A 20,770-nucleotide genomic window follows, 5' to 3' on the forward strand; every position below is an offset into this window, starting at 1 on the left:
GATGACGTCCTCTGCATCCGCCCCGCCGCTCGATCAGTTCGCGCTTCTGAACGCGTTGCCGCATCCGGTCGTCGCGCTTGACGAGAGCGGCCGCTTCACCTTTGCCAACTCCGACGCCGAGCAGTTCTTTTCGGCGAGCGCCTCGCATCTCGCCAAGCGCCGTCTTGCCGATTTCGTCCCTCACGACAGCCCGGTGCTCGGTCTGATCGAGCAGGTGAAGAGCGAGAATTCGCGGATCAGCGAGTATCGCGTCGACGTGTCCTCGCCGCGCCTCGGCATGGATCGGCTGGTGGACGTCTATGTCTCCGGCCTCAGCGATCCGCCCGGCCACGTGCTCGTCATGTTCCAGTTGCGGTCGATGGCGGACAAGATGGACCGGCAGCTGACCCATCGTTCCGCGGCCCGCACGGTGACGGGGCTTGCCGCGATGCTCGCGCACGAGATCCGCAACCCGTTGTCGGGTATCAAGGGCGCGGCGCAGCTTCTGGAGGCGGAAGCGAGCGACGAGGACCGCATTCTCACGCAGCTCATCCAGGACGAGAGCGAGCGGATCGTGAAGCTCGTCGACCGGATGGAGGTTTTCTCTGACGAGCGACCGGTCGAGCGGTCGGCCGTGAACATCCATTCGGTGCTGGAGCACGTGAAGACGCTGGCCAAGAGCGGCTTTGCGCGCGACATCCGCATCACGGAAGCCTACGACCCTTCGCTGCCCTCGGTGTTCGCCAATCGCGACCAGCTGGTTCAGGTCTTCATCAACCTCGTGAAGAACGCGAGCGAGGCGGTGGGTGGGCGGCCGGACGGCGAGATCAAGCTGTCGACGGCCTTCAAACCCGGCGTGCGCCTGTCGGTGCCGGGCGCGCGCACCCGCATGACGCTGCCGCTCGAGTTCGTCGTCGAGGACAATGGCGGCGGCGTGCCGGACGACATCCGCGAGAACATCTTCGATCCGTTCATCACGACCAAGCCAAACGGCACCGGCCTCGGTCTGGCGCTGGTCGCCAAGATCGTGCGCGACCACGGCGGCGTGATCGAGTGCGACTCGTATCCCGGACACACGATCTTCCGCGTGCTGATGCCGGCCTGGACGGAGCCGGATGCTCCCGACACCGACGGAACGACCCCGAAACGCAGGCGAACGCGCTGATGGCCACCTCCCAGATTCTCGTTGCAGACGACGATGCGGCGATCCGCACGGTCATCTCGCAGGCCTTGATGCGGGCGGGTTTCGAGGTGCGCGTCACGTCGAACATCGCGACGCTCTGGCGCTGGATCAGCGCCGGGGACGGCGATCTCGTCGTCACCGACGTCCTGATGCCTGACGGCAACGTGTTCGATGTTCTGCCGAAGATCCGCAACACGCGGCCCGATCTGCCGGTCATCGTCATGAGCGCGCAGAACACGTTCATGACGGCGATCCAGGCGTCGGAGAAGGGCGCCTACGACTACATTCCAAAGCCGTTCGACCTGACCGAACTCGTCAGCATCGTGCGTCGGGCGCTGGCCGAGCCGAAGGCCGAGGCGCGCAACAAGGCGATGGACGACGGTGGCGAGACGATCCCGCTGATCGGCCGCTCGCCAGCTATGCAGGACATCTACCGCGCGCTCGCGCGCATGATGCAGACGGATCTGACGGTGACGATCACCGGCGAGTCGGGCACCGGCAAGGAGCTCGTCGCGCGCGCGCTCCATGATTACGGCCGGCGTCGCAAGGGGCCGTTCGTCGCCATCAACATGGCGGCGATCCCGCGCGATCTGATCGAATCGGAGCTCTTCGGGCACGAGAAGGGTGCGTTCACGGGGGCTCAGGCGCGGGCAAGCGGCCGTTTCGAGCAGGCCGAGGGTGGGACGCTCTTTCTCGACGAGATCGGCGACATGCCGATGGAAGCGCAGACACGGCTTCTGCGCGTGTTGCAGCAGGGCGAATATACGGTCGTCGGCGGGCGCACGCCGATCGCGACGGACGTGCGCATCGTCTCTGCGACGAACAAGGACCTCCGTCAGCTGATTCAGCGCGGCCTGTTCCGCGAGGATCTGTTCTACCGCCTGAACGTGGTCCCGCTGCGCCTGCCGCCGCTGCGCGAGCGCATCGAGGACCTCGTCGATTTGACGAACCACTTCTTCGGCCTCGTCCAGAAGGAAGGCCTGTCGCGCAAGACGTTGACCTCCGGGGCCCTCGACGTGATGCGGCGCTATTCGTGGCCGGGAAACGTGCGCGAGCTCGAAAACCTCGTGCGGCGCCTCAGTGCTCTCTATCCGCAGGACGAGATCACCGCCGAGATCATCGAGCACGAGCTGGCCAGCGAGCAGTCGAGGCCGATCGGTGGCGATGGCGACAGTTCGAAGCCGATCGACCTTTCGGCCGCCGTCGAGCGCTATCTGTTCGAGTATTTCGGCTCGTTCGGCAACGAGCTCCCGCCACCCGGGCTGCACGGCCGCATTCTGCGCGAGGTCGAGTATCCGCTGATCGCAGCGGCCCTCGCGGCCACGCGGGGCAATCAGGTGAAGGCGGCCGATCTCCTCGGCGTGAACCGCAACACGCTGCGCAAGAAGATTCGCGATCTCGACATCTCTATCGTTCGATCGATCCGCTAATTTTCTGCAAATGCTCGTTGCATTCTAGACACATTGCGTTGCAAGACTGCCACGTGATCTGATCACGGGTGGCTGATGGCAGCGCAGACGACCACGATGGACGGGGAGATTCCCGCACTCGGCGAACGCCGTCGGTTCATGCTCGTGCCGGGCATCCTTGCAGTAATCGGCGCTCTCGTGACGGGCGCGATCTCCTTCGTCGTCCTCATGGGGCTGACGCCGATTGCGCCGACTGCCGCGGTGGTCAAGACGGCGACCCTCGTCAACGGCGTCTTCGTCCTGCTTCTCTGCGTCCTCATCGCGCGCGAGGTCGTGCGGATGACGAAGGCGCGACGCCACGGCAAGGCAGCGTCACGCCTCCATGTGCGCATCGTGCTGCTCTTCTCGATCGTCGCGGCATTGCCCGCGCTGCTCGTCGCGATCGTGGCAGGCATCACCCTCGATCTCGGCCTCGACCGCTGGTTCGAGATCCGCACCCGCACCATCATCGACTCGTCGATCAACGTCGCCGAAGCCTACGTCAACGAGAACGCCCGCAACCTGCAGGGCTCGACCCTGTCGATGGCGCAGGAACTGCGCGGACAGCGGCAACTCTTCAATCTCGACCGGACCGGGTTCCAGGACCTCCTGACCGAGCAGGCGCGGGGGCGCTCGCTTCTCGGGGCGCAACTCCTGAATGGCGACGGCACGCCGTTCCTGCGGGCCGATATTCCCGTGGAGCGTCCGCTGCCGGTGCCGCCGACGGACGCGCTGCAGCAGGCGGCCGAAGGCAACCTCGTCTTCATTCCGCCCGGCGTCACGAACCTTGTCGGCGCGGTGATGCGCCTGCGGGAGTTCGGCGACGTCTACCTCTACACGATCCGTGTCGTGGATCCGGAGGTGATCGGCGCGCTGCGGCTGATGCGCGAGCGCACTGCGGAATATTCCAGCCTCGCCGACAACCGTTTCGGCCTGCAGATCGCCTTCGCCCTCCTTTACCTCGGTATCACGCTGATCGTGCTCCTCTCGGCGATCTGGACCGGCATCGGTGTGGCCGACCGCCTGGTTCGCCCCATCCGCCTTCTGATTTCGGCGGCCGACGAGGTCAGCGAGGGCAATCTCGGCGTGTCCGTGCCGGTGCGCATCTCGGACGGCGACGTCGGTTCGCTGTCCAACACGTTCAACAACATGATCCGGCAGCTGCGCAGCCAGCGGCATGAACTCGTCAACGCGAAAGATGTAATCGACGAACGGCGCCGCTTCACCGAGGCTGTGCTGTCGGGCGTCACGGCGGGCGTCATGGGCGTCGACCGGCGCGGTGAGATTTCGATGTTGAACCCGTCTGCCGAGCGCATCCTGTCGATTCGCGGCAGCGACGTCGTCGGACGGCCGCTAGAGGAGGTTCTGCCGGCGCTCAGCGAGGTCTATGCCGCGGCACGCCATTCGCGCCGTCGCGAGCATCAGGAGCAGATCAAGCAGCGGGTGCGCGACCGCGAGCGCACGCTCGACGTTCGCGTGACCTCTGAAGAGGAGGAGGCCGGCGTCAGCGCGAGCGTCGTGACGATCGACGACATCACGGATCTCGTCGACGCCCAGCGTTCCTCGGCCTGGGCCGATGTCGCGCGGCGCATCGCGCACGAGATCAAGAACCCGCTGACCCCGATTCAGCTTTCGGCCGAGCGCATCCGTCGCCGCTACGGCAAGTTCGTCGAGACCGACCGCGAGATTTTCGACCGCTGCGTCGACACGATCATCCGGCAGGTCGCCGACATCGGTCGCATGGTGGACGAGTTCTCGCAGTTCGCGCGTATGCCGAAGCCGACGCTCGAGGATCGGGACCTGCGCGAAGCGCTTCGGGAAGCCGTTTTCATGCGCGAACTCGCCGCGCAGGGCATCACGATCGAGGGCGACTTCGGCGACAAGCCGCTGATGGGCTCCTACGACCTTCGCCTCCTGTCCCAGGCCTTCGGCAATCTCGTGAAGAACGCCGTCGAGGCGATGGAGCCGATGGAGAACCATGCGGGCCGCATCGTCGTGCGCGCCTTCGATAGCGACGGAACCAACGTCGTGGAGATCGAAGATAATGGCCTCGGTTTCCCGAAAGAGGATCGAGATCGCCTTCTCGAGCCCTATATGACGACCCGCGAAAAGGGGACGGGGCTCGGTCTGGCGATCGTGCGCAAGATCGTGGAGGAGCACGGCGGCACGATCGCGCTCGACGATGCGCCGAACTTCGACCACGGCGCCCTGGTCCGCATCCGCCTTCCTGCCGACGACACGTCCAAGACCGCCCCGACGACGAACTCAGAAGAACACGGTGAACACTGATGGCAGCGGATATCCTCATCGTTGACGACGAAGCCGACATCCGCGAGCTTGTCGCCGGCCTTCTCGACGACGAGGGCTACGAGACACGCATGGCGAGCAACTCGGACGCGGCGCTGCAGGCGATCGCCGACCGGGTGCCGCGCCTGATCTTCCTCGACATCTGGCTGCAGGGGAGCCGTCTCGACGGGCTGGACGTCCTCGACGCGATCCGCGCCCAGCACCCCGAAATCCCGGTCGTCATGATTTCCGGCCACGGCAACATCGAGACCGCCGTCTCGGCCATTCGGCGCGGTGCCTACGACTACATCGAGAAGCCCTTCAAGGCGGACCGTCTGGTGCTCATCGCGGAGCGCGCGCTGGAGACCTCTAAGCTGAAGCGCGAGGTTTCGGAACTGAAGCGCCGCTCCAGCGACTCGCCGGACCTTCTCGGCAAGTCACACCCGATGAACCAGCTGCGCGCGACGATCGAGCGGGTCGCGCCGACCAACAGCCGCGTGATGATCCTCGGGCCTTCCGGTTCCGGCAAGGAGATGGTCGCGCGCGCCATCCATGCCGCGTCCGCCCGCGCCAAGGGTCCGTTCATCGCTTTGAACGCGGCCGCCATCACGCCGGACCGGATGGAGGTCGAACTCTTCGGCACCGAGACCCCGCCCGGTATGGAGCGCAAGGTCGGCGCTCTGGAAGAGGCGCATGGCGGCGTTCTCTATCTCGACGAAGTCGGCGATATGCCGCGCGAAACGCAGAATAAAATTCTGCGCGTCCTCACCGAGCAGACGTTCGAGCGCGTCGGCGGCGCCAAGCGCGTCAAGGTCGACGTGCGGATCATCTCCTCGACCTCGCAGAACCTTGAATCGCTCATGGCCGAAGGCTCGTTCCGAGAGGATCTGTTCCACCGTCTCGCGGTGGTGCCGATTTCCGTGCCGCCGCTGGCGGACCGGCGTTCGGACATCCCGATCCTGATCGACGCCTTCATGAAGCAGATCGGGGAACAGACGGGCATCCGCCCGAAGGCCCTCAGCCCGGAGGCGCTAGCCGTCCTTCAGTCGAGCGACTGGCCGGGCAATATCCGGCAGCTTCGCAACAATATCGAGCGGCTGATGATCCTGTCGCGGCAGGACGGCGCCGAGGCGATCTCCGCCGACATGCTGCCGCACGAGGTGAGTGACATGCTGCCGCGTACGCCGAGCCAGTCGGACGGGCGCATCCTGGCGCTGCCGCTGCGCGACGCGCGCGAGGTGTTCGAGAAGGAGTATCTCGTCGCCCAGATCAACCGCTTCGGCGGCAACATCTCGCGTACGGCCGAGTTCGTCGGCATGGAGCGCTCGGCGCTGCATCGGAAGTTGAAGTCGCTCGGCATCTAGGCGGGCGCCGACCATGCCCATGAAGATCGTGATCTGCGGCGCCGGTCAGGTCGGCTACGGCATCGCCGAGAGCCTTTCGGCCGAGAGGAACGACGTGTCGGTGATCGACACGTCGCAGGCGCTCATCGCCAACATCCGTGAGAACCTTGACGCCAAGGGCATCGTCGGGCACGGCGCGTTCCCGGATACGCTGGCGGAGGCCGGCGCGGCGGAAGCCGACATGCTGATTGCCGTGACGCTCCATGACGAGGTCAACATGGTCGCCTGCCAGGTGGCCCACTCGCTCTTCAACGTGCCGACCAAGATCGCCCGCATCCGCAGTCAGGCCTATCTCCAACCGCACTGGCAGGACCTGTTCTCGACCGACCACATGCCGATCGACGTCGTGATCTCGCCCGAGGTCGAGGTCGCGCAGATGGTGCTCCGGCGCATCGCGCTGCCGGGCGCGGTCGATACGGTGCGCTTCTCGGAAGGTGCGATCTCGCTGATCGCGATCGAATGCGGCGAGGAATGCCCCGTGCTCGGGACGCCGCTCGGCCAACTATCGGAGCTTTTCCCGGATCTCGGCGCGACCGTCGTCGGCATTCTGCGGGACGGGGCGATCTTCGTCCCCAACGCCGTCGACATTCTCTACGCGGGCGATCTTGCCTATCTCATCGTCGAGCAGTCGCAGGTCCGCCGGACGTTGACGATCTTCGGCCACGAGGAGCCGGACGTCGGCCGCATCGTGATCGCCGGTGGCGGCAATGTCGGCATGACCGTCGCGATGGAGATGGAAAGCCGCAATCTCGCGTCGCGTTTGCGCCTTGTGGAAGCCGACCCGGGCCGGGCGCTCAACGTCGCCGACAAGCTGAAACGCACGATCGTCCTCCAGGGCAGCGCGCTCGACCCGGCGATCCTGCGGGAGGCCGAGATCGGCGACGCCGATCTCATGGTCTCGCTGACCAACGACGATCAGATCAACGTGCTGAGCTCCGCCATGGCCAAGCGCCTCGGGGCAAAATCGAATCTGGCCTTGATCAACAGCCCGACCTTTCAGGATCTGGCCAAGCACCTCGGGATCGATGCGGTGCTGAACCCGCGATCCGTCACGACCTCGCGCATCCTCCAGCATGTTCGCCGGGGTCGCATTCGCGCCGTGCACTCGGTGCAGAACGGTATGGCCGAGGCCATCGAGGCCGAGGCGCTCGAGACGTCTCCGCTGGTCGGGCAGCCGCTGCGCGATCTCGACATCCCCGACGGCATGCGAATCGGCGCGATCACCCGAAACGGCGTCTTCATCCGTCCGACCGGCCAGACGCGCATCCGGCCGAAGGATCGCGTGGTCCTGTTCGTGCGATCCGACACCGTGCGGCAGGTCGAACAGTTTTTTCGCGTCAGCCTTGAGTTCTTCTGATGTGGCGATGCAACGCCGCGATACCTATCTCCGTCTCGGTTCACACGAACGATCGAGCAGTATTGAACGCGTCGTCCCGCTGAAGGACAACCTTCGGCGGCGGCGCGTCCTCGTGGACCGCGATTTCCGTCCGTTCGCGCCTTGGTGGCGCGGGCACGGCAAGAACAAGAACAGGACAGCCCGATGGCCGAACGCGCGCAGAACCTTCAGGATCTCTTCCTCAACACCGTCCGCAAGCAGAAGATCTCGCTGACGATCTTCCTCGTGAACGGCGTCAAGCTGACCGGGGTCGTGACCTCGTTCGACAATTTCTGCGTGCTCCTGCGTCGCGACGGCCACTCGCAGCTCGTCTACAAGCACGCCATCTCCACGATCATGCCGTCCCAGCCCGTCAACATGAACGACGGCGGGGACGAGGACAGGAAGGTCTGATTGACCGAATACACCGAAGAACACGAGCACGAACCCCGCACGCCGATCGAGCATGAGCGCGTCCCCACACGCGCCGCCGTCTTCGTGCCGGTCGTACGACAGCGCAATCCGGCCGACGACGCGTCGGAGGCCGTCCGACGCGGTGACGATGAGCGTCTGGTCGAGGCCGAAGGCCTCGCGCTGGCGATCGAACTCGACGTCGTCGCCCGCGGCATCGTGCCCGTCTCGAAGATCCAGCCCGCGACACTCATCGGCTCGGGCAAGGTCGAGGAACTCGCCGGTCTGATCGCGGCCCAGAAGATCGGTCTCGTCATCGTCGACCATCCGCTGACGCCCGTGCAGCAGCGCAATCTCGAGAAGGAACTGAACGCCAAGGTTCTCGACCGGACGGGCCTCATTCTCGAGATCTTCGGCCGGCGCGCGCGGACGAAGGAAGGCCGACTTCAGGTCGAACTCGCGCACCTCAACTACCAGCGTGGCCGCCTCGTCCGCTCATGGACCCACCTCGAGCGTCAGCGCGGTGGTGCCGGCTTCCTCGGCGGCCCCGGGGAAACGCAGATCGAGTCCGACCGGCGTCAGCTGCAGGAGAAGATCAAGCGCCTGGAGAAGGAGCTGGATCAGGTTCGCCGCACGCGCTCGCTGCACCGCGCCAAGCGCAAGAAGGCCCCGCACCCGATCGTCGCGCTCGTCGGCTACACCAATGCCGGCAAGTCAACGCTCTTCAACAAGGTGACGGGCGCCGAGGTGCTGGCGAAAGACCTCCTGTTCGCGACGCTCGATCCGACCCTTCGCCGGATCAACCTGCCGCACGGCACCGAGGTCATCTTCTCCGACACGGTCGGCTTCATATCCGATCTGCCGACGCACCTCGTCGCTGCGTTCCGAGCGACGCTCGAGGAGGTGGTCGAGGCCGACATCGTGCTGCACGTTCGCGATATCGCCAACCCTGACACCGCGGCTCAGGCGGCGGACGTGCGCAAGATCCTCGCCGATCTCGAGATCGACGCCGACGACCCGGAACACGTCATCGAGGTCTGGAACAAGGCCGATCGACTGGACGAGCAGGCGCGTGCACAGGTTGAACTTTCGGCCGCGTCGCATCCGCGCGGGCAGGCGGTTCACATCGTCTCGGCGTTGACGGGTGAGAACGTGTCGGCGCTCCTGGCCGACATCGAGGGCCGGATCGCGGGTCTTGCCGAGCCGGTGTCGCTGACGGTGCCCGCCGATGCGCTGGGCATCCTGCCCTGGATCTACGACAACAGCGTCGTGCGCGAGCGCGAGGACCTGGAAGACGGCAGCGTCCAGCTGTCGATCGATCTCACCCGGGCGGCCCGCTCCGATCTCCTGCGTCTGAAGCACCGACACCCGGACGTGCAGATTGAGGGTCTGCCGATGATGGAAGAGGTCGAGGACTGAAGAGAAGGGACGAGAGGCGGCGGCCTTTCGTCCCTAGCGTTTTCCGCGGTTCTCCGAGCCCTTGGCGCGTTGCCACAGCGTTTCCTGATCGTCGAGGCTCATTTCGGCGAGGGTTCGTCCCTCCCGCACGGCCTCGGCTTCCATCGCAGCAAAGCGTGCGCGGAACTTTGCCGCCGTGCGGCGAAGCGCGGCATCGGGGTCGATGTCGTAGCGACGGGCGAGATTGACCACGGTAAAGAGGATGTCGCCGAGTTCCGCCTCACGCGCATCGGGATCGTCGCCTGCAACCGCTTCCTCGAACTCGTCCGTCTCCTCGCGCAGTTTGGCGAGGATCGGCGCGGCTTCGGTCCAGTCGAAGCCGACGGTCGCGGCCTTTTCCTGAATCTTGCGCGAAAGCGCCAAGGCGGGCAGGGCGCCTGGCACCGAATCCAGGAGCCCATTCAGGTTCTCTTCGCGACCCGGCGTCCATTCATCGAAAGCTGCGTCAGCCGGAAACGCCGCACGAGCCTTCTCGCGGGCCTCGCGTCGCTCCCGCTTCTCCTCCGCCTTGATCCGTTCCCATTGCCCCTTCGCGGAGCGTGCCGAGCGCGCCTCGGCGTCGCCGAACACATGCGGATGCCGTCGGATCATCTTGTTCGTGATTCCCTCGACCACGTCCTCGAAGCGGAAGAGGCCAAGTTCCGATGCCATCTGCGCGTAGTAGACGACCTGAAGCAGAAGATCGCCCAGTTCCTCCTTGAGATCCTGTGCGTCGCGCCGCTCGATCGCGTCGACGACCTCGTAGGTTTCCTCGATCGTGTAGGGAATGATCGTATCGAAGGACTGTTCGATGTCCCAGGGACAGCCCGTCGTCGGGTCCCGCAGGGCGGCCATGATCTCGACGAGGCGCGCGATATCCTGGGAGGGCTGCATGGGATCACCGGGCAGAGAATGGTGAGCGCGCTGGGACTCGAACCCAGGACCTACAGATTAAAAGTCCGTTGCTCTACCAACTGAGCTACGCGCTCGCACGCGATCGAGGATCGCGGCTGAAAGCTGGCGGACCATAGAAAGGTGGACCCGGCGGGTCAACCGGCCGAACCCGCATTTGCCCGCATTTCGACGCTGCGATAGGACAGGACAAATCGACGCCGCAACACGAGACGAGTACCGCCGACCTTGCTTCCCGATCCGACATTCTCGGCAGCACTCGTGGCAGGCGCCCTGTCGTTCCTGTCCCCATGCGTTCTTCCGCTGGTGCCGCCGTATCTCTGCTATATGGCCGGCGTCTCCGTGGACGATCTGCGCCAGACCTCGCGGGTGTCTGTACGTGGGCAGGGGCGGATCGTTGCAGCTTCCGCGCTTTTCGTGCTCGGCTTCTCGACCGTATTCGTGGCGCTTGGGGCGGGAGCCAGCTCGATCGGCTATCTCCTGCGGACCAATCTCGACTGGTTGAGCATCGTCGCCGGGCTTGCGATCATCGCCATGGGTCTCAACTTCCTCGGCGTCTTCCGCATCGCCTTCCTTTCGCGCGAGGCACGGTTTCAGGCGCCTTCCGAGCGCGGCAGTCTCCTCGGCGCCTACGCGATGGGCCTTGCCTTCGCCTTCGGCTGGACGCCCTGCATTGGGCCCGTCCTCGGAGCGATCCTCGGTGTCGCCGGCTCGACGCAGACCGTCGGTAGCGGTGCCGGTCTTCTTGCGGTCTATTCGCTCGGGCTTGGCATTCCGTTTCTTCTCGCGGCGATCTTCTCGGGCGCCTTCCTGCGTGCGCTGCAGGGATTCCGGTCCCATCTCGGCACCGTCGAGAAGGTGATGGGTGGCCTCCTCGTCCTCACCGGCATCCTGTTCTTGACCGGGGGCATGCAGGCCATGGCCTTCTGGCTCCTTGAGACTTTCCCCGCCTTCCAGCAAATCGGCTGACCCCATCGACGCCGAGCCCTGCGGGTCGGCCGGAGAACGATCCATGACAAGAACCTGTCTTTCCGTGGTCCTGGCGGCTGGCGAAGGCACCCGCATGAAGTCACGTCGGACCAAGGTCCTGCACGAGGTCGCGGGGCGGGCGCTGGTCGCTCACGTGCTGGCGAGCGCGGCAGATGCGGGCTCGGACGCCGTGGCCCTCGTGGTTGGCCGCGACGCCGAGGCCGTCACCAAGCTCGGCAACGCCCTCGGCCATCCCGCGCAGAGCTTCGAGCAGACCGAGCGCCTCGGCACCGCCCACGCGGTGCTGGCCGCGCGCGCGGAGATCGCGGAAGGCTACGACGACGTGCTCGTCCTGTTCGGCGACACACCGCTCCTGTCGGCCGAGACGCTGCGCCGCGCGCGCATCCAGCTGGCCGATGGCGCTGCCGTCTGCGTCGTTGGTTTCGAGGCCGACGATCCCGCCGGCTACGGGCGGCTGCTTCTCGATGGCGGCCAGCTCTTGGCGATCCGAGAGGATAAGGATGCTACCGCCGAGGAGCGGCGCGTGCGCCTCTGCAACAGCGGCGTCATGGCGCTCGACGGACGGCATGCGCTGTCGCTTCTCGAGCGCGTCGAAAATGCGAATGCCAAGGGCGAGTTCTATCTGACCGATGTGGTCGAGATCGCGCGGGCCGATGGTCTCGGTGTGCGCGTGGTGTTGGCCGACGAGGTCGAGACGCTGGGCGTCAACACGCGAGCCGACCTCGCTCGCATCGAACACCTCTTCCAGGAGCGACGCCGCGCCGAGATGATGGCGGCCGGCGTCACGCTGGTCGCGCCGCAGACCGTGTTCTTCTCGGCGGATACGGAGATCGAGGCCGATGTCGTCGTGGAGCCGAACGTCGTCTTCGGTCCGGGCGTCTCGATTGCTGCGGGCACCGTGATCCATGCCTTCTCGCATGTTGAAGGGGCGCGGATCGGTGCGGATGTCTCGATCGGACCCTTCGCACGTCTGCGACCGGGCACGGAGATCGAACCCAAGGCTCGGGTGGGTAACTTCGTCGAGACCAAGAACCTCAAGCTCGCAGAGGGCGCGAAGGTGAACCATCTGACCTATCTCGGCGACGCGTCGGTCGGGCCGCGGTCCAACATCGGTGCGGGAACGATCACCTGTAACTACGATGGCTTCAACAAGTACCGAACGGCGATCGGCGCGGACGCGTTCATTGGATCGAACTCGTCGCTGGTGGCGCCGATCGTGATAGGCGACGGCGCTTATGTCGGCTCGGGCAGCGTCGTCACGGAGGATGTGCCGGACGAGGCTTTGGCCATCGGGCGAGGGCGGCAGGTGACGAAGGCCGGGCGCGGCGCGGAGATCAACGCGCGCAACGCGGCTCGCAAGGCAGGCCGCACCTGACGGGCCGTCGTCGACTTCAACCAAAGCATTAACATGGCGATGAGCCCAGCGTGCTAGGCTCCGGGCTTGATCGAATCGAGGGCTTTGACAATGTGCGGCATCATCGGGATCGTCAGTCGGGAGCCCGTGGCGCTGCGGCTCGTCGAGGCGCTGAAGCGGCTGGAGTACCGTGGGTACGATTCGGCAGGGATCGCGACGCTCGATGGCGGGACGCTTGATCGTCGACGCGCCGAGGGCAAGCTGCGCAACCTCGAGGCCAGGCTGGCCGATGATCCGATGGCCGGCACAATCGGCATCGGCCATACCCGTTGGGCGACGCATGGTGTGCCCAACGAGACCAACGCCCATCCACATTTCGCCGATGGGGTCGCCGTCGTTCATAATGGCATCATCGAGAACTTCGCCGAACTGAAGCGCGACCTTCAGGCCGAGGGCGCGCATTTCGCCAGCCAGACCGATACCGAGGTCGTTGCGCATCTCCTCGCGCGCTACCGGAATGGGGGCGCGGGCCGCCGCGAGGCGATGGAGAAGCTCCTGAAGTCCATCACCGGTGCCTATGCGCTCGCTGTGATGTTCGAGGACGATCCGTCCACCGTCATGGCCGCCCGCTCGGGCCCGCCGCTCGCGATCGGCTATGGCGAGGGCGAGATGTTTCTCGGCTCGGACGCCATCGCGCTTTCGCCCTTCACCGACGAGGTGAGCTACCTTGAGGATGGTGACTGGGCCGTGATCGGGCGCGAGGGCGCTCAGATATTCGACGCCGACAACCGTCCGGTGGAGCGCCCGCGTCGCCGATCGGTCGGCAAGCAGCACTATGTCGACAAGGGCAATCATCGCCACTTCATGCAGAAGGAAATCTACGAGCAGCCCGAGGTGATCGGGCACACGCTCGGGGCCTTCGTCGACATGACGACTGGGCGCACGCGCATTCCGGCGGGCGCCGAGCTCGACTTCACCGACGTCCGGCGCATGGCGATCTCGGCCTGCGGCACCGGGTTTTATGCCGGCATGGTCGGGCGCTACTACTTCGAGCGCTACGGCCGCATCGCCTGCGACCTCGATGTGGCGTCGGAGTTCCGTTATCGCGAAAGCCCCTTAAGCGACGTCGATCTGTCGCTCTTCGTATCCCAGTCGGGTGAGACGGCCGATACGCTGGCCTCACTCCGTTATGCCAAGGCCGAAGGTTTGAAGACGGCGGCGATCGTCAACGTGCAGGGGTCGACGATCGCGCGCGAGGCCGATGCGGCACTACCGACGTTGGCCGGGCCGGAGATCGGCGTCGCGTCGACCAAGGCCTTTACCTGCCAGCTGACCGCACTGGCGGCCCTGTCGGTTCGTGCGGGCGTGCAGCGCGGCGTGCTGTCGGCCGAGCAGGAGTCTGAACTGACGCAGGCGCTGGCCGAGGCGCCGCGCATGGTCAACGCGGCGCTCCATGTCGAGCACGAGATCGAGGCTTTGGCACGCGAGATGGCGACCTATCGTCATGCGCTTTTCCTCGGTCGGGGCTTCTCCTTCCCGCTGGCGATGGAGGGTGCGCTGAAGCTGAAGGAAATTAGCTACATACACGCGGAAGGTTACGCTGCGGGTGAGCTGAAGCACGGTCCAATCGCGCTGATCGACGAGACGATGCCGGTGATCGTCGTTGCGCCCTACGATCGCGTGTTCGAGAAGACGGTCTCCAACATGCAGGAGGTCGCCGCGCGCGGCGGGCGAATCATTCTCTTCACCGACGAGCGTGGTGCGGATGCCGGCAAGGGCGTCAACGCTCACACGATCCTGTTGCCGGAAATGCCGGAAATCCTAACGCCGATCGTCTACAGCGTGCCGCTGCAGCTGCTCGCCTACCACACGGCCGTGCAGATGGGGACGGACGTCGATCAGCCGCGCAATCTCGCAAAGTCGGTGACCGTCGAGTAGCGCCTACCCTGCGCGCAGGAGGCGGATCGCGTCATCCTTGCCGAAGAGGTAGAGGAGGTTGCGGATCGCCTGGCCGCGGGGCGAGGCAAGGTCCTTGTCGGTCGCAAGAAGCAGCCGCGCGTCGTCGCGTGCGATCTCCAGAAGATCGGCGTGCTCCTCCAGCCGGGCGATGCGAAAGCTCTGGACGCCCGACTGCCGAGTGCCGAGGAGGTCGCCTTCGCCGCGCAGGCGCAGGTCTTCCTCCGCGATGCGGAACCCGTCGTTGCTCTCGCGCATGACGGCGAGGCGGGCCTTGGCCGTTTCGCCGAGAGGCGCCTTGTAGAGAAGCACGCAGGACGAGGCCTTGTCGCCACGCCCGACCCGCCCGCGGAGTTGGTGAAGCTGCGACAGGCCAAACCGTTCGGCATGCTCGATCACGATGATCGAGGCGTCAGGAACATCGACGCCAACCTCGATGACCGTCGTCGCGACGACGATCCGCGTCGCGCCCGACTTGAAGTCGGCCATCACGCGGTCCTTATCCTCGGCGTTCATCCGGCCATGAACGAGGCCGACGCGATCGCCGAAGAACTGGCGCAGCACTTCGGCGCGCTCTTCCGCCGCCGTCAGTTCACTCTTGTCGCTTTCCTCGACCAGCGGGCAGACCCAGTAGAGCTTGTCGCCTTCCTCGATCGCCTGGCGGGCGCGCGAGATGATGTCGTCCAGCCGCTCGAAGGGAACGGCGACCGTCGTGATCGGCTTGCGGCCGGCCGGCTTTCCGTGAAGGCGCGAGACGTCCATGTCGCCGAAGGCGGCGAGCACCAGCGTGCGCGGGATCGGCGTCGCGGTCATGACGAGAAGGTCCGGCGCGCGGCCTTTCCTCGTCAGGCTCAGGCGCTGGTGGACGCCGAAGCGGTGCTGTTCGTCCACGACCACGAGGCCGAGATCGTGGTAGGCGACATCGTCCTGGAACAGAGCATGCGTGCCGACAATGATATCGGCCTCGCCGTTGGCGATGGCTTCGAGCTTGGCCGTGCGCACCCGTCCGTTGTCGCGACCCGTCAGGAGGACGATCGACAGGCCGGCCGCTTCGCAGTAGCGGGTGAGACCGGCGAAATGCTGACGGGCAAGGATTTCGGTCGGTGCCAGCAGGGCCGACTGCGCGCCGGACTCCTTGGCCGCTGCCATCGCCAAGAGCGCAACCACGGTCTTGCCGGCGCCGACGTCCCCCTGAAGAAGGCGGAGCATGCGCACGGGTTTGGCCATGTCGGCGTGGATCTCGGCCAGAACCTGTCGCTGACCTTCAGTCAGCGCGAAGGGCAGGGCCGCCTCGGCCCTCGCCCGTACCGCGCCGCCGTCCCCCAGCGAGCGTCCGGGCTTACGACGTGCGCGCTCCCGCGCGAGCGCCAGTGCCATCTGGCTGGCCAGAAGTTCGTCATAGGCGAGGCGGCGAAAAGCCGGTCTGTCAGACGCGAGATCGGCTGGATCGGTGGGTCGGTGAAGCTGGACGAGGGCGTCGGCGAACGTCGGGAACCCTTCACGTTTGAAGACGCCGGGTTCGATCCATTCCGCCAACGTCGGCAGCCGCTCGAGCGCGCTGTCGACGCTCCGACGCAGCACCTTGCCCGAGAGGCCCGCGGTGAGCGGATAGACCTGCTCGACCAGCGGCAGAGAGGCCGCATCCTCCGCCCGCCCGACGAAATCGGGATGCACCATCGAAGCGCGGCCGTTGAAGCGCTCGACCTTGCCCGAGACGAGCAGCGTTTCGCCGAGCGGTAGGAGCTTCTCCAGCCACTGCGGCTGGGCGCGGAAGTAGGTGAGGGCGATCTCGTCCGTCGCGTCGAAGGCGATGACGCGCGTCGGCTGGTTGCGCGCCTCGCGCGATGGAAACTGGTAGCGGTCGATCCTCAACTCAAGCGTCACCAGCATGCCATCCGGCGCGCCGCGGATCGTCTCGCGTCGGCGGCGGTCGATGACGCCGCTCGGCAGATGGAACAGGAGATCGCGCACCTTTGCGCCGTCCTGAGCCCCTGGCGGCGAGACAAGCCCGTCGAGAAGCTTCGACAGTTTGGGGCCCACACCCTGAACGGTGGAGACCGAGGCAAAAAGCGGATCGAGTTCGGCAGGGCGCATGGGCGGTGTTTATCGTCTGTTCTCCCGCTCGCATAGGCTGACACCGCCCGCTCCGGCGCCTATATCGGATCGCAGCGGGAAGGGCGCGACAGGCGTCCGGCCCGATCTCTGTTCACAAGACGGGCTGATGCGATGACCGGCACGACGCGATCCTCCTCCGACCTCGACCCGCGCCGCCGCAAGGCGCTGTTTCGGTCCTGGCACCGGGGCACGCGCGAGATGGACCTCGTCCTCGGCCGCTTCGCCGATGCCGAGATCGACAAGCTCGATGACGAGGAGCTCGGCGTGTTCGAACACCTGATGGAGGCGCCCGACCGCGATCTCTTCTCGTGGCTGACCGGCTCGTCCGAGACGCCGGCGAACTACGACACGCCGGTCTTCCGCCGCATCCGATCGTACTACGAGTTGAACGATGAGGCGCAGGCGTGAGTTCGGCGGCGGTCCTTCAGAAGCAGCTGAAGAAGGGCGGCGGCCTTCGCATCGGCAACGTGCTGGATGGCTACGAGCCGTTCCTGCTGGCCGAAATCGCGCGCCACCGCGGCGGTTCGAAGCCCATCGTCTTCGTCATGCGCGACGGCAACCGGATGGGCGAACTGGAAGACGCGCTGCGCTTCGTGGCGCCCGATCTGCCCGTGCTGACGCTGCCGGCCTGGGACTGTCTGCCCTACGATCGGGTGGGCCCGTCGTCGGAAGCGGCCGCACGTCGCCTGTCGGCCATGTCGGCGATCGGCGCCTTGCGGCAGGACCCGCATCGCGCGATCATACTGACGAGCGCCAACGCGCTGCTTCAGAAGATGCCGCCGTTGAAGGTGCTGCAGGACGAGACGATCTCGGCCAAGGCGAGCGGCCGCATCTCGATGGATCACATCGTCCGCGTCCTGCAGCGTGGCGGCTTCGAGCGGCAGACCACGGTCCGCGAACGCGGCGAATTCGCGGTACGTGGCGGCATCCTTGACCTGTTCGCGCCGGGCGACGACGAGCCGCTGCGGCTCGATTTCTTCGGCGATACGCTGGAATCGATCCGCAGCTTCGATCCGGCCAGCCAGCGGACCACCGGCCAGCGCAAGAGCTTCGAACTCGCGCCGGTCTCCGAGGTGACGCTCACGGAAGAGACCATCTCCCGATTCCGCACGAACTATGTCCGTCGGTTCGGCGCACCCTCGCGCGACGATGCCCTCTACACCTCGATCAGCGATGGCCGCCGGTTCAGCGGCATGGAGCATTGGCTGCCGCTTTTCTATGAGAGCGTCGAGACGCTGTTCGACTACGTCGACGGCTTCCCGATCGTGCTCGACCATCTCGTCGTGGAGGCCATCGGCGAGCGGCGCAAGCTGGTCCTCGACTATTACGAGGCGCGCCGTCGCGGCATCGCGGAGGCGAGCGCGGGGTCGGTCCCCTACAATCCGCTGGGTCCGCAGGAGCTCTACCTCACCGACGACGAACTGAACGGCCGGATCGCCGGCGCCGATCCCATACGCTTGTCGGCCTACGCCATCACCGACGCGGGCTTCCAGACCGAGGTCGTCAACCTCGACGTGCAGCGCGGCCGCAACTTCGCGGCCGAACGTCAGGCCGAGGACGTCAACGTCTTCAAGGTCGCTGTCGACCACATCTCGCGTCTTCGCGCCGGCGGCAAGCAGGTCATCCTAGCGGCTTGGTCCGAGGGGTCGCGCGAGCGCCTGACGCAGGTCGTCGAAGAGCACGGACTCGGTAATATCAAGCCGGTCGAAAGCTACGCCAAGGCACTCGAGGTCGGCCGGAACATCATCGCGACGGCCGTCCTCGGCATCGAGGCGGGCTTTGAGACCGACCGCATCGCGGTGGTCGGCGAGCAGGATATCCTCGGCGATCGTCTCGTCCGGCGCGGCCGGAAGAAGAAGCGCGGCGCGGACTTCATTTCCGAAGTCACCGGTCTCGACGAAGGCGACATCGTCGTTCACGTCGATCACGGCATCGGCCGTTTTGTCGGTCTTCGCAAGATCGAGGCGGCCGGCGCGCCGCACGACTGCCTGGAACTGCGCTACGCCAACGACGACAGGCTGTTCCTGCCGGTCGAAAACATCGAGCTTCTCTCGCGCTATGGCGGCGAGGGCTCCGAGGCGATCCTCGACAAGCTCGGCGGCGGAGCCTGGCAGGCGCGCAAGGCGAAGCTCAAGAAGCGCCTTCTCGACATGGCGGGCGGTCTGATCCGCATCGCCGCCGAGCGCGAGATGCGCGGCGCGCCGAAGCTCCTGCCGCCGGAAGGGCTGTGGGGCGAGTTCCAGGCGCGCTTCCCCTACGAGGAAACCGAGGACCAGCAGAACGCGATCGACGCGGTGGCCGACGACCTGTCGGCTGGAAAGCCGATGGACCGGCTGGTCTGTGGCGACGTCGGCTTCGGCAAGACGGAGGTCGCGCTGCGCGCTGCCTTCATCGCCGCGATGAACGGGCTGCAGGTCGCTGTCGTCGTGCCGACGACGCTTCTGGCGCGCCAGCACTTCAAGACCTTCTCCGAGCGCTTCCGCGGCCTGCCGCTGAACCTCGCGCAGGCCTCGCGACTGGTGACGACGAAAGAACTCAATGAGACGAAGAAGGGCCTGAAGGAAGGGCAGATCGACATCGTCGTCGGCACCCATGCGCTGCTCGGCAAGGCGGTCGACTTCAAGCAGCTGGGGCTCCTGATCATCGACGAGGAGCAGCACTTCGGCGTCAAGCACAAGGAGCGGCTGAAGGAGCTGAAGTCGGACATCCACGTCCTGACGCTGTCGGCGACGCCGATCCCACGCACGCTGCAATTGGCGCTGACGGGCGTGCGCGAGCTCTCGCTGATCACCACGGCTCCGGTCGACCGCATGGCGGTTCGCACCTTCATCGCCCCATTCGACCCGCTGGTGGTGCGCGAGACGCTGTTGCGCGAGCGCTATCGCGGCGGCCAAAGCTTCTATGTCGCGCCGCGGCTCGCGGACCTTGCGGGCATCAAGGAGTTTCTCGACGAGCAGGTGCCGGAGCTGAAGGTGGCGATCGCGCACGGACAGATGCCGTCCGGCGAACTCGACGACATCATGAACGCCTTTTACGAGGGGCAGTACGACGTGCTGCTGTCGACGACGATCGTCGAATCCGGCCTCGACATTCCCTCAGCCAACACGATGATCGTCCACCGAGCCGACATGTTCGGTCTGGCCCAGCTCTATCAGCTGCGTGGTCGCGTCGGCCGGTCGAAGCAGCGCGCCTATGCGTTGATGACGATCCCGGCGAACAAGACCCCGACGGCAGGGGCCGACCGGCGCCTGAAGGTCCTGCAGTCGCTGGATACGCTGGGAGCCGGCTTCCAGCTGGCAAGCCACGACCTCGACCAGCGCGGCGCCGGCAATCTTCTCGGCGACGAGCAGAGCGGCCATATCAAGGAGGTCGGCTTCGAACTCTACCAGCAGATGCTGGAGGAGGCAGTCGCCGAGATGAAGGGAGTCGAGGTCGAGAACGACGGCTCCTGGTCGCCGCAGATCACGCTCGGCACGGCGGTCATGATTCCAGAGGGCTACGTGCCGGATCTCCAGCTTCGCATGACGCTGTACCGGCGGTTGGCGGACCTGACGGAAGCGCGCGAGATCGATGCCTTCGGCGCCGAACTGATCGACCGCTTCGGGCCGATGCCGGTGGAGGTCGAGCATCTCCTGAAGGTCGTCTTCATCAAGGCGCTGTGCCGCCGCGCCAACATCGAGAAGCTCGACGCCGGACCGAAGGGCATCGTCATCCACTTCCGCGACAAGAGCTTCGCCAACACTGCCGCTCTGGTGCGCTACATTTCGGAACAGGGCGTGTCGGCCAAGATCCGTCCCGACCAGTCCATCGTTCTGATGCGCGACTGGCCAAAGCCGGAGCAGCGTTTGAACGGCGCGGCGTCCGTCGCCACGCAGCTTGCCCGTTTCGCCGACGAGACGCTGAAGAAGGCGGCGTGAGCCG

The 20,770-nt window shown here is 65.9% G+C and carries 14 protein-coding genes and 1 tRNA gene; 12 read left to right on the top strand and 3 right to left on the bottom strand.

Annotated features, from left to right (window positions below):
- Nucleotide 1 precedes the first annotated feature (1 nt).
- The 7 genes from BM175_RS15465 to hflX all read left to right on the top strand — a co-directional run bounded on the left by BM175_RS15465 (nucleotide 2) and on the right by hflX (nucleotide 9,504).
- A complete protein-coding gene (locus BM175_RS15465) occupies nucleotides 2-1,144 on the top strand; it encodes a two-component system sensor histidine kinase NtrB (RefSeq protein ID WP_090964548.1) in 1,143 nt (380 codons plus the stop codon).
- On the top strand, nucleotides 1,144-2,592 hold the full coding sequence (gene ntrC, locus BM175_RS15470) for a nitrogen regulation protein NR(I) (protein WP_090964550.1): 1,449 nt from the start codon (nucleotides 1,144-1,146) through the stop codon (nucleotides 2,590-2,592). The genes BM175_RS15465 and ntrC overlap by 1 nt, the downstream gene beginning before the upstream one ends.
- Nucleotides 2,593-2,667: 75 nt before the next feature.
- Nucleotides 2,668-4,899 (top strand): sensor histidine kinase NtrY-like, encoded by a 2,232-nt coding sequence (locus tag BM175_RS15475; RefSeq protein WP_090964552.1) that lies wholly within the window; start codon nucleotides 2,668-2,670, stop codon nucleotides 4,897-4,899.
- On the top strand, nucleotides 4,899-6,260 hold the full coding sequence (gene ntrX, locus BM175_RS15480) for a nitrogen assimilation response regulator NtrX (protein ID WP_090964554.1): 1,362 nt from the start codon (nucleotides 4,899-4,901) through the stop codon (nucleotides 6,258-6,260). The genes BM175_RS15475 and ntrX overlap by 1 nt, the downstream gene beginning before the upstream one ends.
- Before the next feature lie 19 nt (nucleotides 6,261-6,279).
- On the top strand, nucleotides 6,280-7,656 hold the full coding sequence (gene trkA, locus BM175_RS15485) for a Trk system potassium transporter TrkA (RefSeq protein WP_090964556.1): 1,377 nt from the start codon (nucleotides 6,280-6,282) through the stop codon (nucleotides 7,654-7,656).
- 183 nt (nucleotides 7,657-7,839) lie between these two features.
- Nucleotides 7,840-8,088 carry an RNA chaperone Hfq gene (gene hfq / locus BM175_RS15490; RefSeq protein ID WP_055885716.1) on the top strand — a complete coding sequence of 83 codons (249 nt, stop codon included), beginning with the start codon at nucleotides 7,840-7,842 and terminating at the stop codon, nucleotides 8,086-8,088.
- Nucleotides 8,089-8,133: 45 nt separating this feature from the next.
- Nucleotides 8,134-9,504 carry a GTPase HflX gene (gene hflX, locus BM175_RS15495; protein ID WP_090964590.1) on the top strand — a complete coding sequence of 457 codons (1,371 nt, stop codon included), beginning with the start codon at nucleotides 8,134-8,136 and terminating at the stop codon, nucleotides 9,502-9,504.
- Nucleotides 9,505-9,537: 33 nt separating this feature from the next.
- Here the strand turns inward: hflX and mazG are convergent, their stop codons facing one another.
- Both mazG and BM175_RS15505 read right to left on the bottom strand, forming a co-directional pair.
- A complete protein-coding gene (mazG, locus tag BM175_RS15500) occupies nucleotides 9,538-10,416 on the bottom strand; it encodes a nucleoside triphosphate pyrophosphohydrolase (protein WP_090964558.1) in 879 nt (292 codons plus the stop codon).
- A gap of 19 nt (nucleotides 10,417-10,435) precedes the next feature.
- Nucleotides 10,436-10,511, bottom strand: a tRNA-Lys gene (locus tag BM175_RS15505).
- Between the two features lie 151 nt (nucleotides 10,512-10,662).
- On the opposite strand from BM175_RS15505, the gene BM175_RS15510 reads away from it, so the two are divergent.
- From BM175_RS15510 to glmS, 3 genes are all read left to right on the top strand, one after another.
- Complete coding sequence (locus BM175_RS15510) at nucleotides 10,663-11,403, top strand: cytochrome c biogenesis CcdA family protein (protein ID WP_090964560.1); 741 nt, start codon at nucleotides 10,663-10,665, stop codon at nucleotides 11,401-11,403.
- Nucleotides 11,404-11,446: 43 nt separating this feature from the next.
- Nucleotides 11,447-12,799, top strand: coding sequence for a bifunctional UDP-N-acetylglucosamine diphosphorylase/glucosamine-1-phosphate N-acetyltransferase GlmU (gene glmU, locus BM175_RS15515; protein ID WP_090964562.1), 1,353 nt, complete (start codon nucleotides 11,447-11,449; stop codon nucleotides 12,797-12,799).
- Nucleotides 12,800-12,889: 90 nt separating this feature from the next.
- Nucleotides 12,890-14,716 (top strand): glutamine--fructose-6-phosphate transaminase (isomerizing), encoded by a 1,827-nt coding sequence (gene glmS, locus BM175_RS15520; RefSeq protein WP_090964564.1) that lies wholly within the window; start codon nucleotides 12,890-12,892, stop codon nucleotides 14,714-14,716.
- Nucleotides 14,717-14,719: 3 nt separating this feature from the next.
- On the opposite strand, the gene recG is transcribed toward glmS, so the two are convergent.
- On the bottom strand, nucleotides 14,720-16,828 hold the full coding sequence (recG, locus tag BM175_RS15525) for an ATP-dependent DNA helicase RecG (RefSeq protein WP_090964566.1): 2,109 nt from the start codon (nucleotides 16,826-16,828) through the stop codon (nucleotides 14,720-14,722).
- A 132-nt stretch (nucleotides 16,829-16,960) separates the two neighbouring features.
- Here recG and BM175_RS15530 point away from each other — a divergent pair, with 132 nt between their 5' ends.
- Together BM175_RS15530 and mfd are read left to right on the top strand one after the other, a co-directional pair.
- Nucleotides 16,961-17,257, top strand: coding sequence for an FAD assembly factor SdhE (locus tag BM175_RS15530; RefSeq protein ID WP_090964568.1), 297 nt, complete (start codon nucleotides 16,961-16,963; stop codon nucleotides 17,255-17,257).
- The gene (mfd, locus tag BM175_RS15535) at nucleotides 17,254-20,766 is read left to right on the top strand and encodes a transcription-repair coupling factor (RefSeq protein ID WP_425285282.1); all 3,513 of its coding nucleotides are present in this window, start codon (nucleotides 17,254-17,256) and stop codon (nucleotides 20,764-20,766) included. Before BM175_RS15530 ends, mfd begins: the two co-directional genes overlap by 4 nt.
- The last annotated feature ends 4 nt before the right edge of the window (nucleotides 20,767-20,770 follow it).

Source organism: Aureimonas phyllosphaerae (assembly GCF_900113065.1).
Taxonomy (GTDB): Bacteria; Pseudomonadota; Alphaproteobacteria; order Rhizobiales; family Rhizobiaceae; genus Aureimonas; species Aureimonas phyllosphaerae.

Coding starts and splice junctions, on each gene's coding strand:
- ntrX (WP_090964554.1), top strand. CDS start 4,899: ATGGCAGCGGATATCCTCATCGTTGACGACGAAGCCGACATCCGCGAG.
- BM175_RS15465 (WP_090964548.1), top strand. CDS start 2: ATGACGTCCTCTGCATCCGCCCCGCCGCTCGATCAGTTCGCGCTTCTG.
- glmU (WP_090964562.1), top strand. CDS start 11,447: ATGACAAGAACCTGTCTTTCCGTGGTCCTGGCGGCTGGCGAAGGCACC.
- glmS (WP_090964564.1), top strand. CDS start 12,890: ATGTGCGGCATCATCGGGATCGTCAGTCGGGAGCCCGTGGCGCTGCGG.
- recG (WP_090964566.1), bottom strand. CDS start 16,828: ATGCGCCCTGCCGAACTCGATCCGCTTTTTGCCTCGGTCTCCACCGTT.
- hfq (WP_055885716.1), top strand. CDS start 7,840: ATGGCCGAACGCGCGCAGAACCTTCAGGATCTCTTCCTCAACACCGTC.
- ntrC (WP_090964550.1), top strand. CDS start 1,144: ATGGCCACCTCCCAGATTCTCGTTGCAGACGACGATGCGGCGATCCGC.
- mazG (WP_090964558.1), bottom strand. CDS start 10,416: ATGCAGCCCTCCCAGGATATCGCGCGCCTCGTCGAGATCATGGCCGCC.
- trkA (WP_090964556.1), top strand. CDS start 6,280: ATGAAGATCGTGATCTGCGGCGCCGGTCAGGTCGGCTACGGCATCGCC.
- BM175_RS15475 (WP_090964552.1), top strand. CDS start 2,668: ATGGCAGCGCAGACGACCACGATGGACGGGGAGATTCCCGCACTCGGC.
- BM175_RS15530 (WP_090964568.1), top strand. CDS start 16,961: ATGACCGGCACGACGCGATCCTCCTCCGACCTCGACCCGCGCCGCCGC.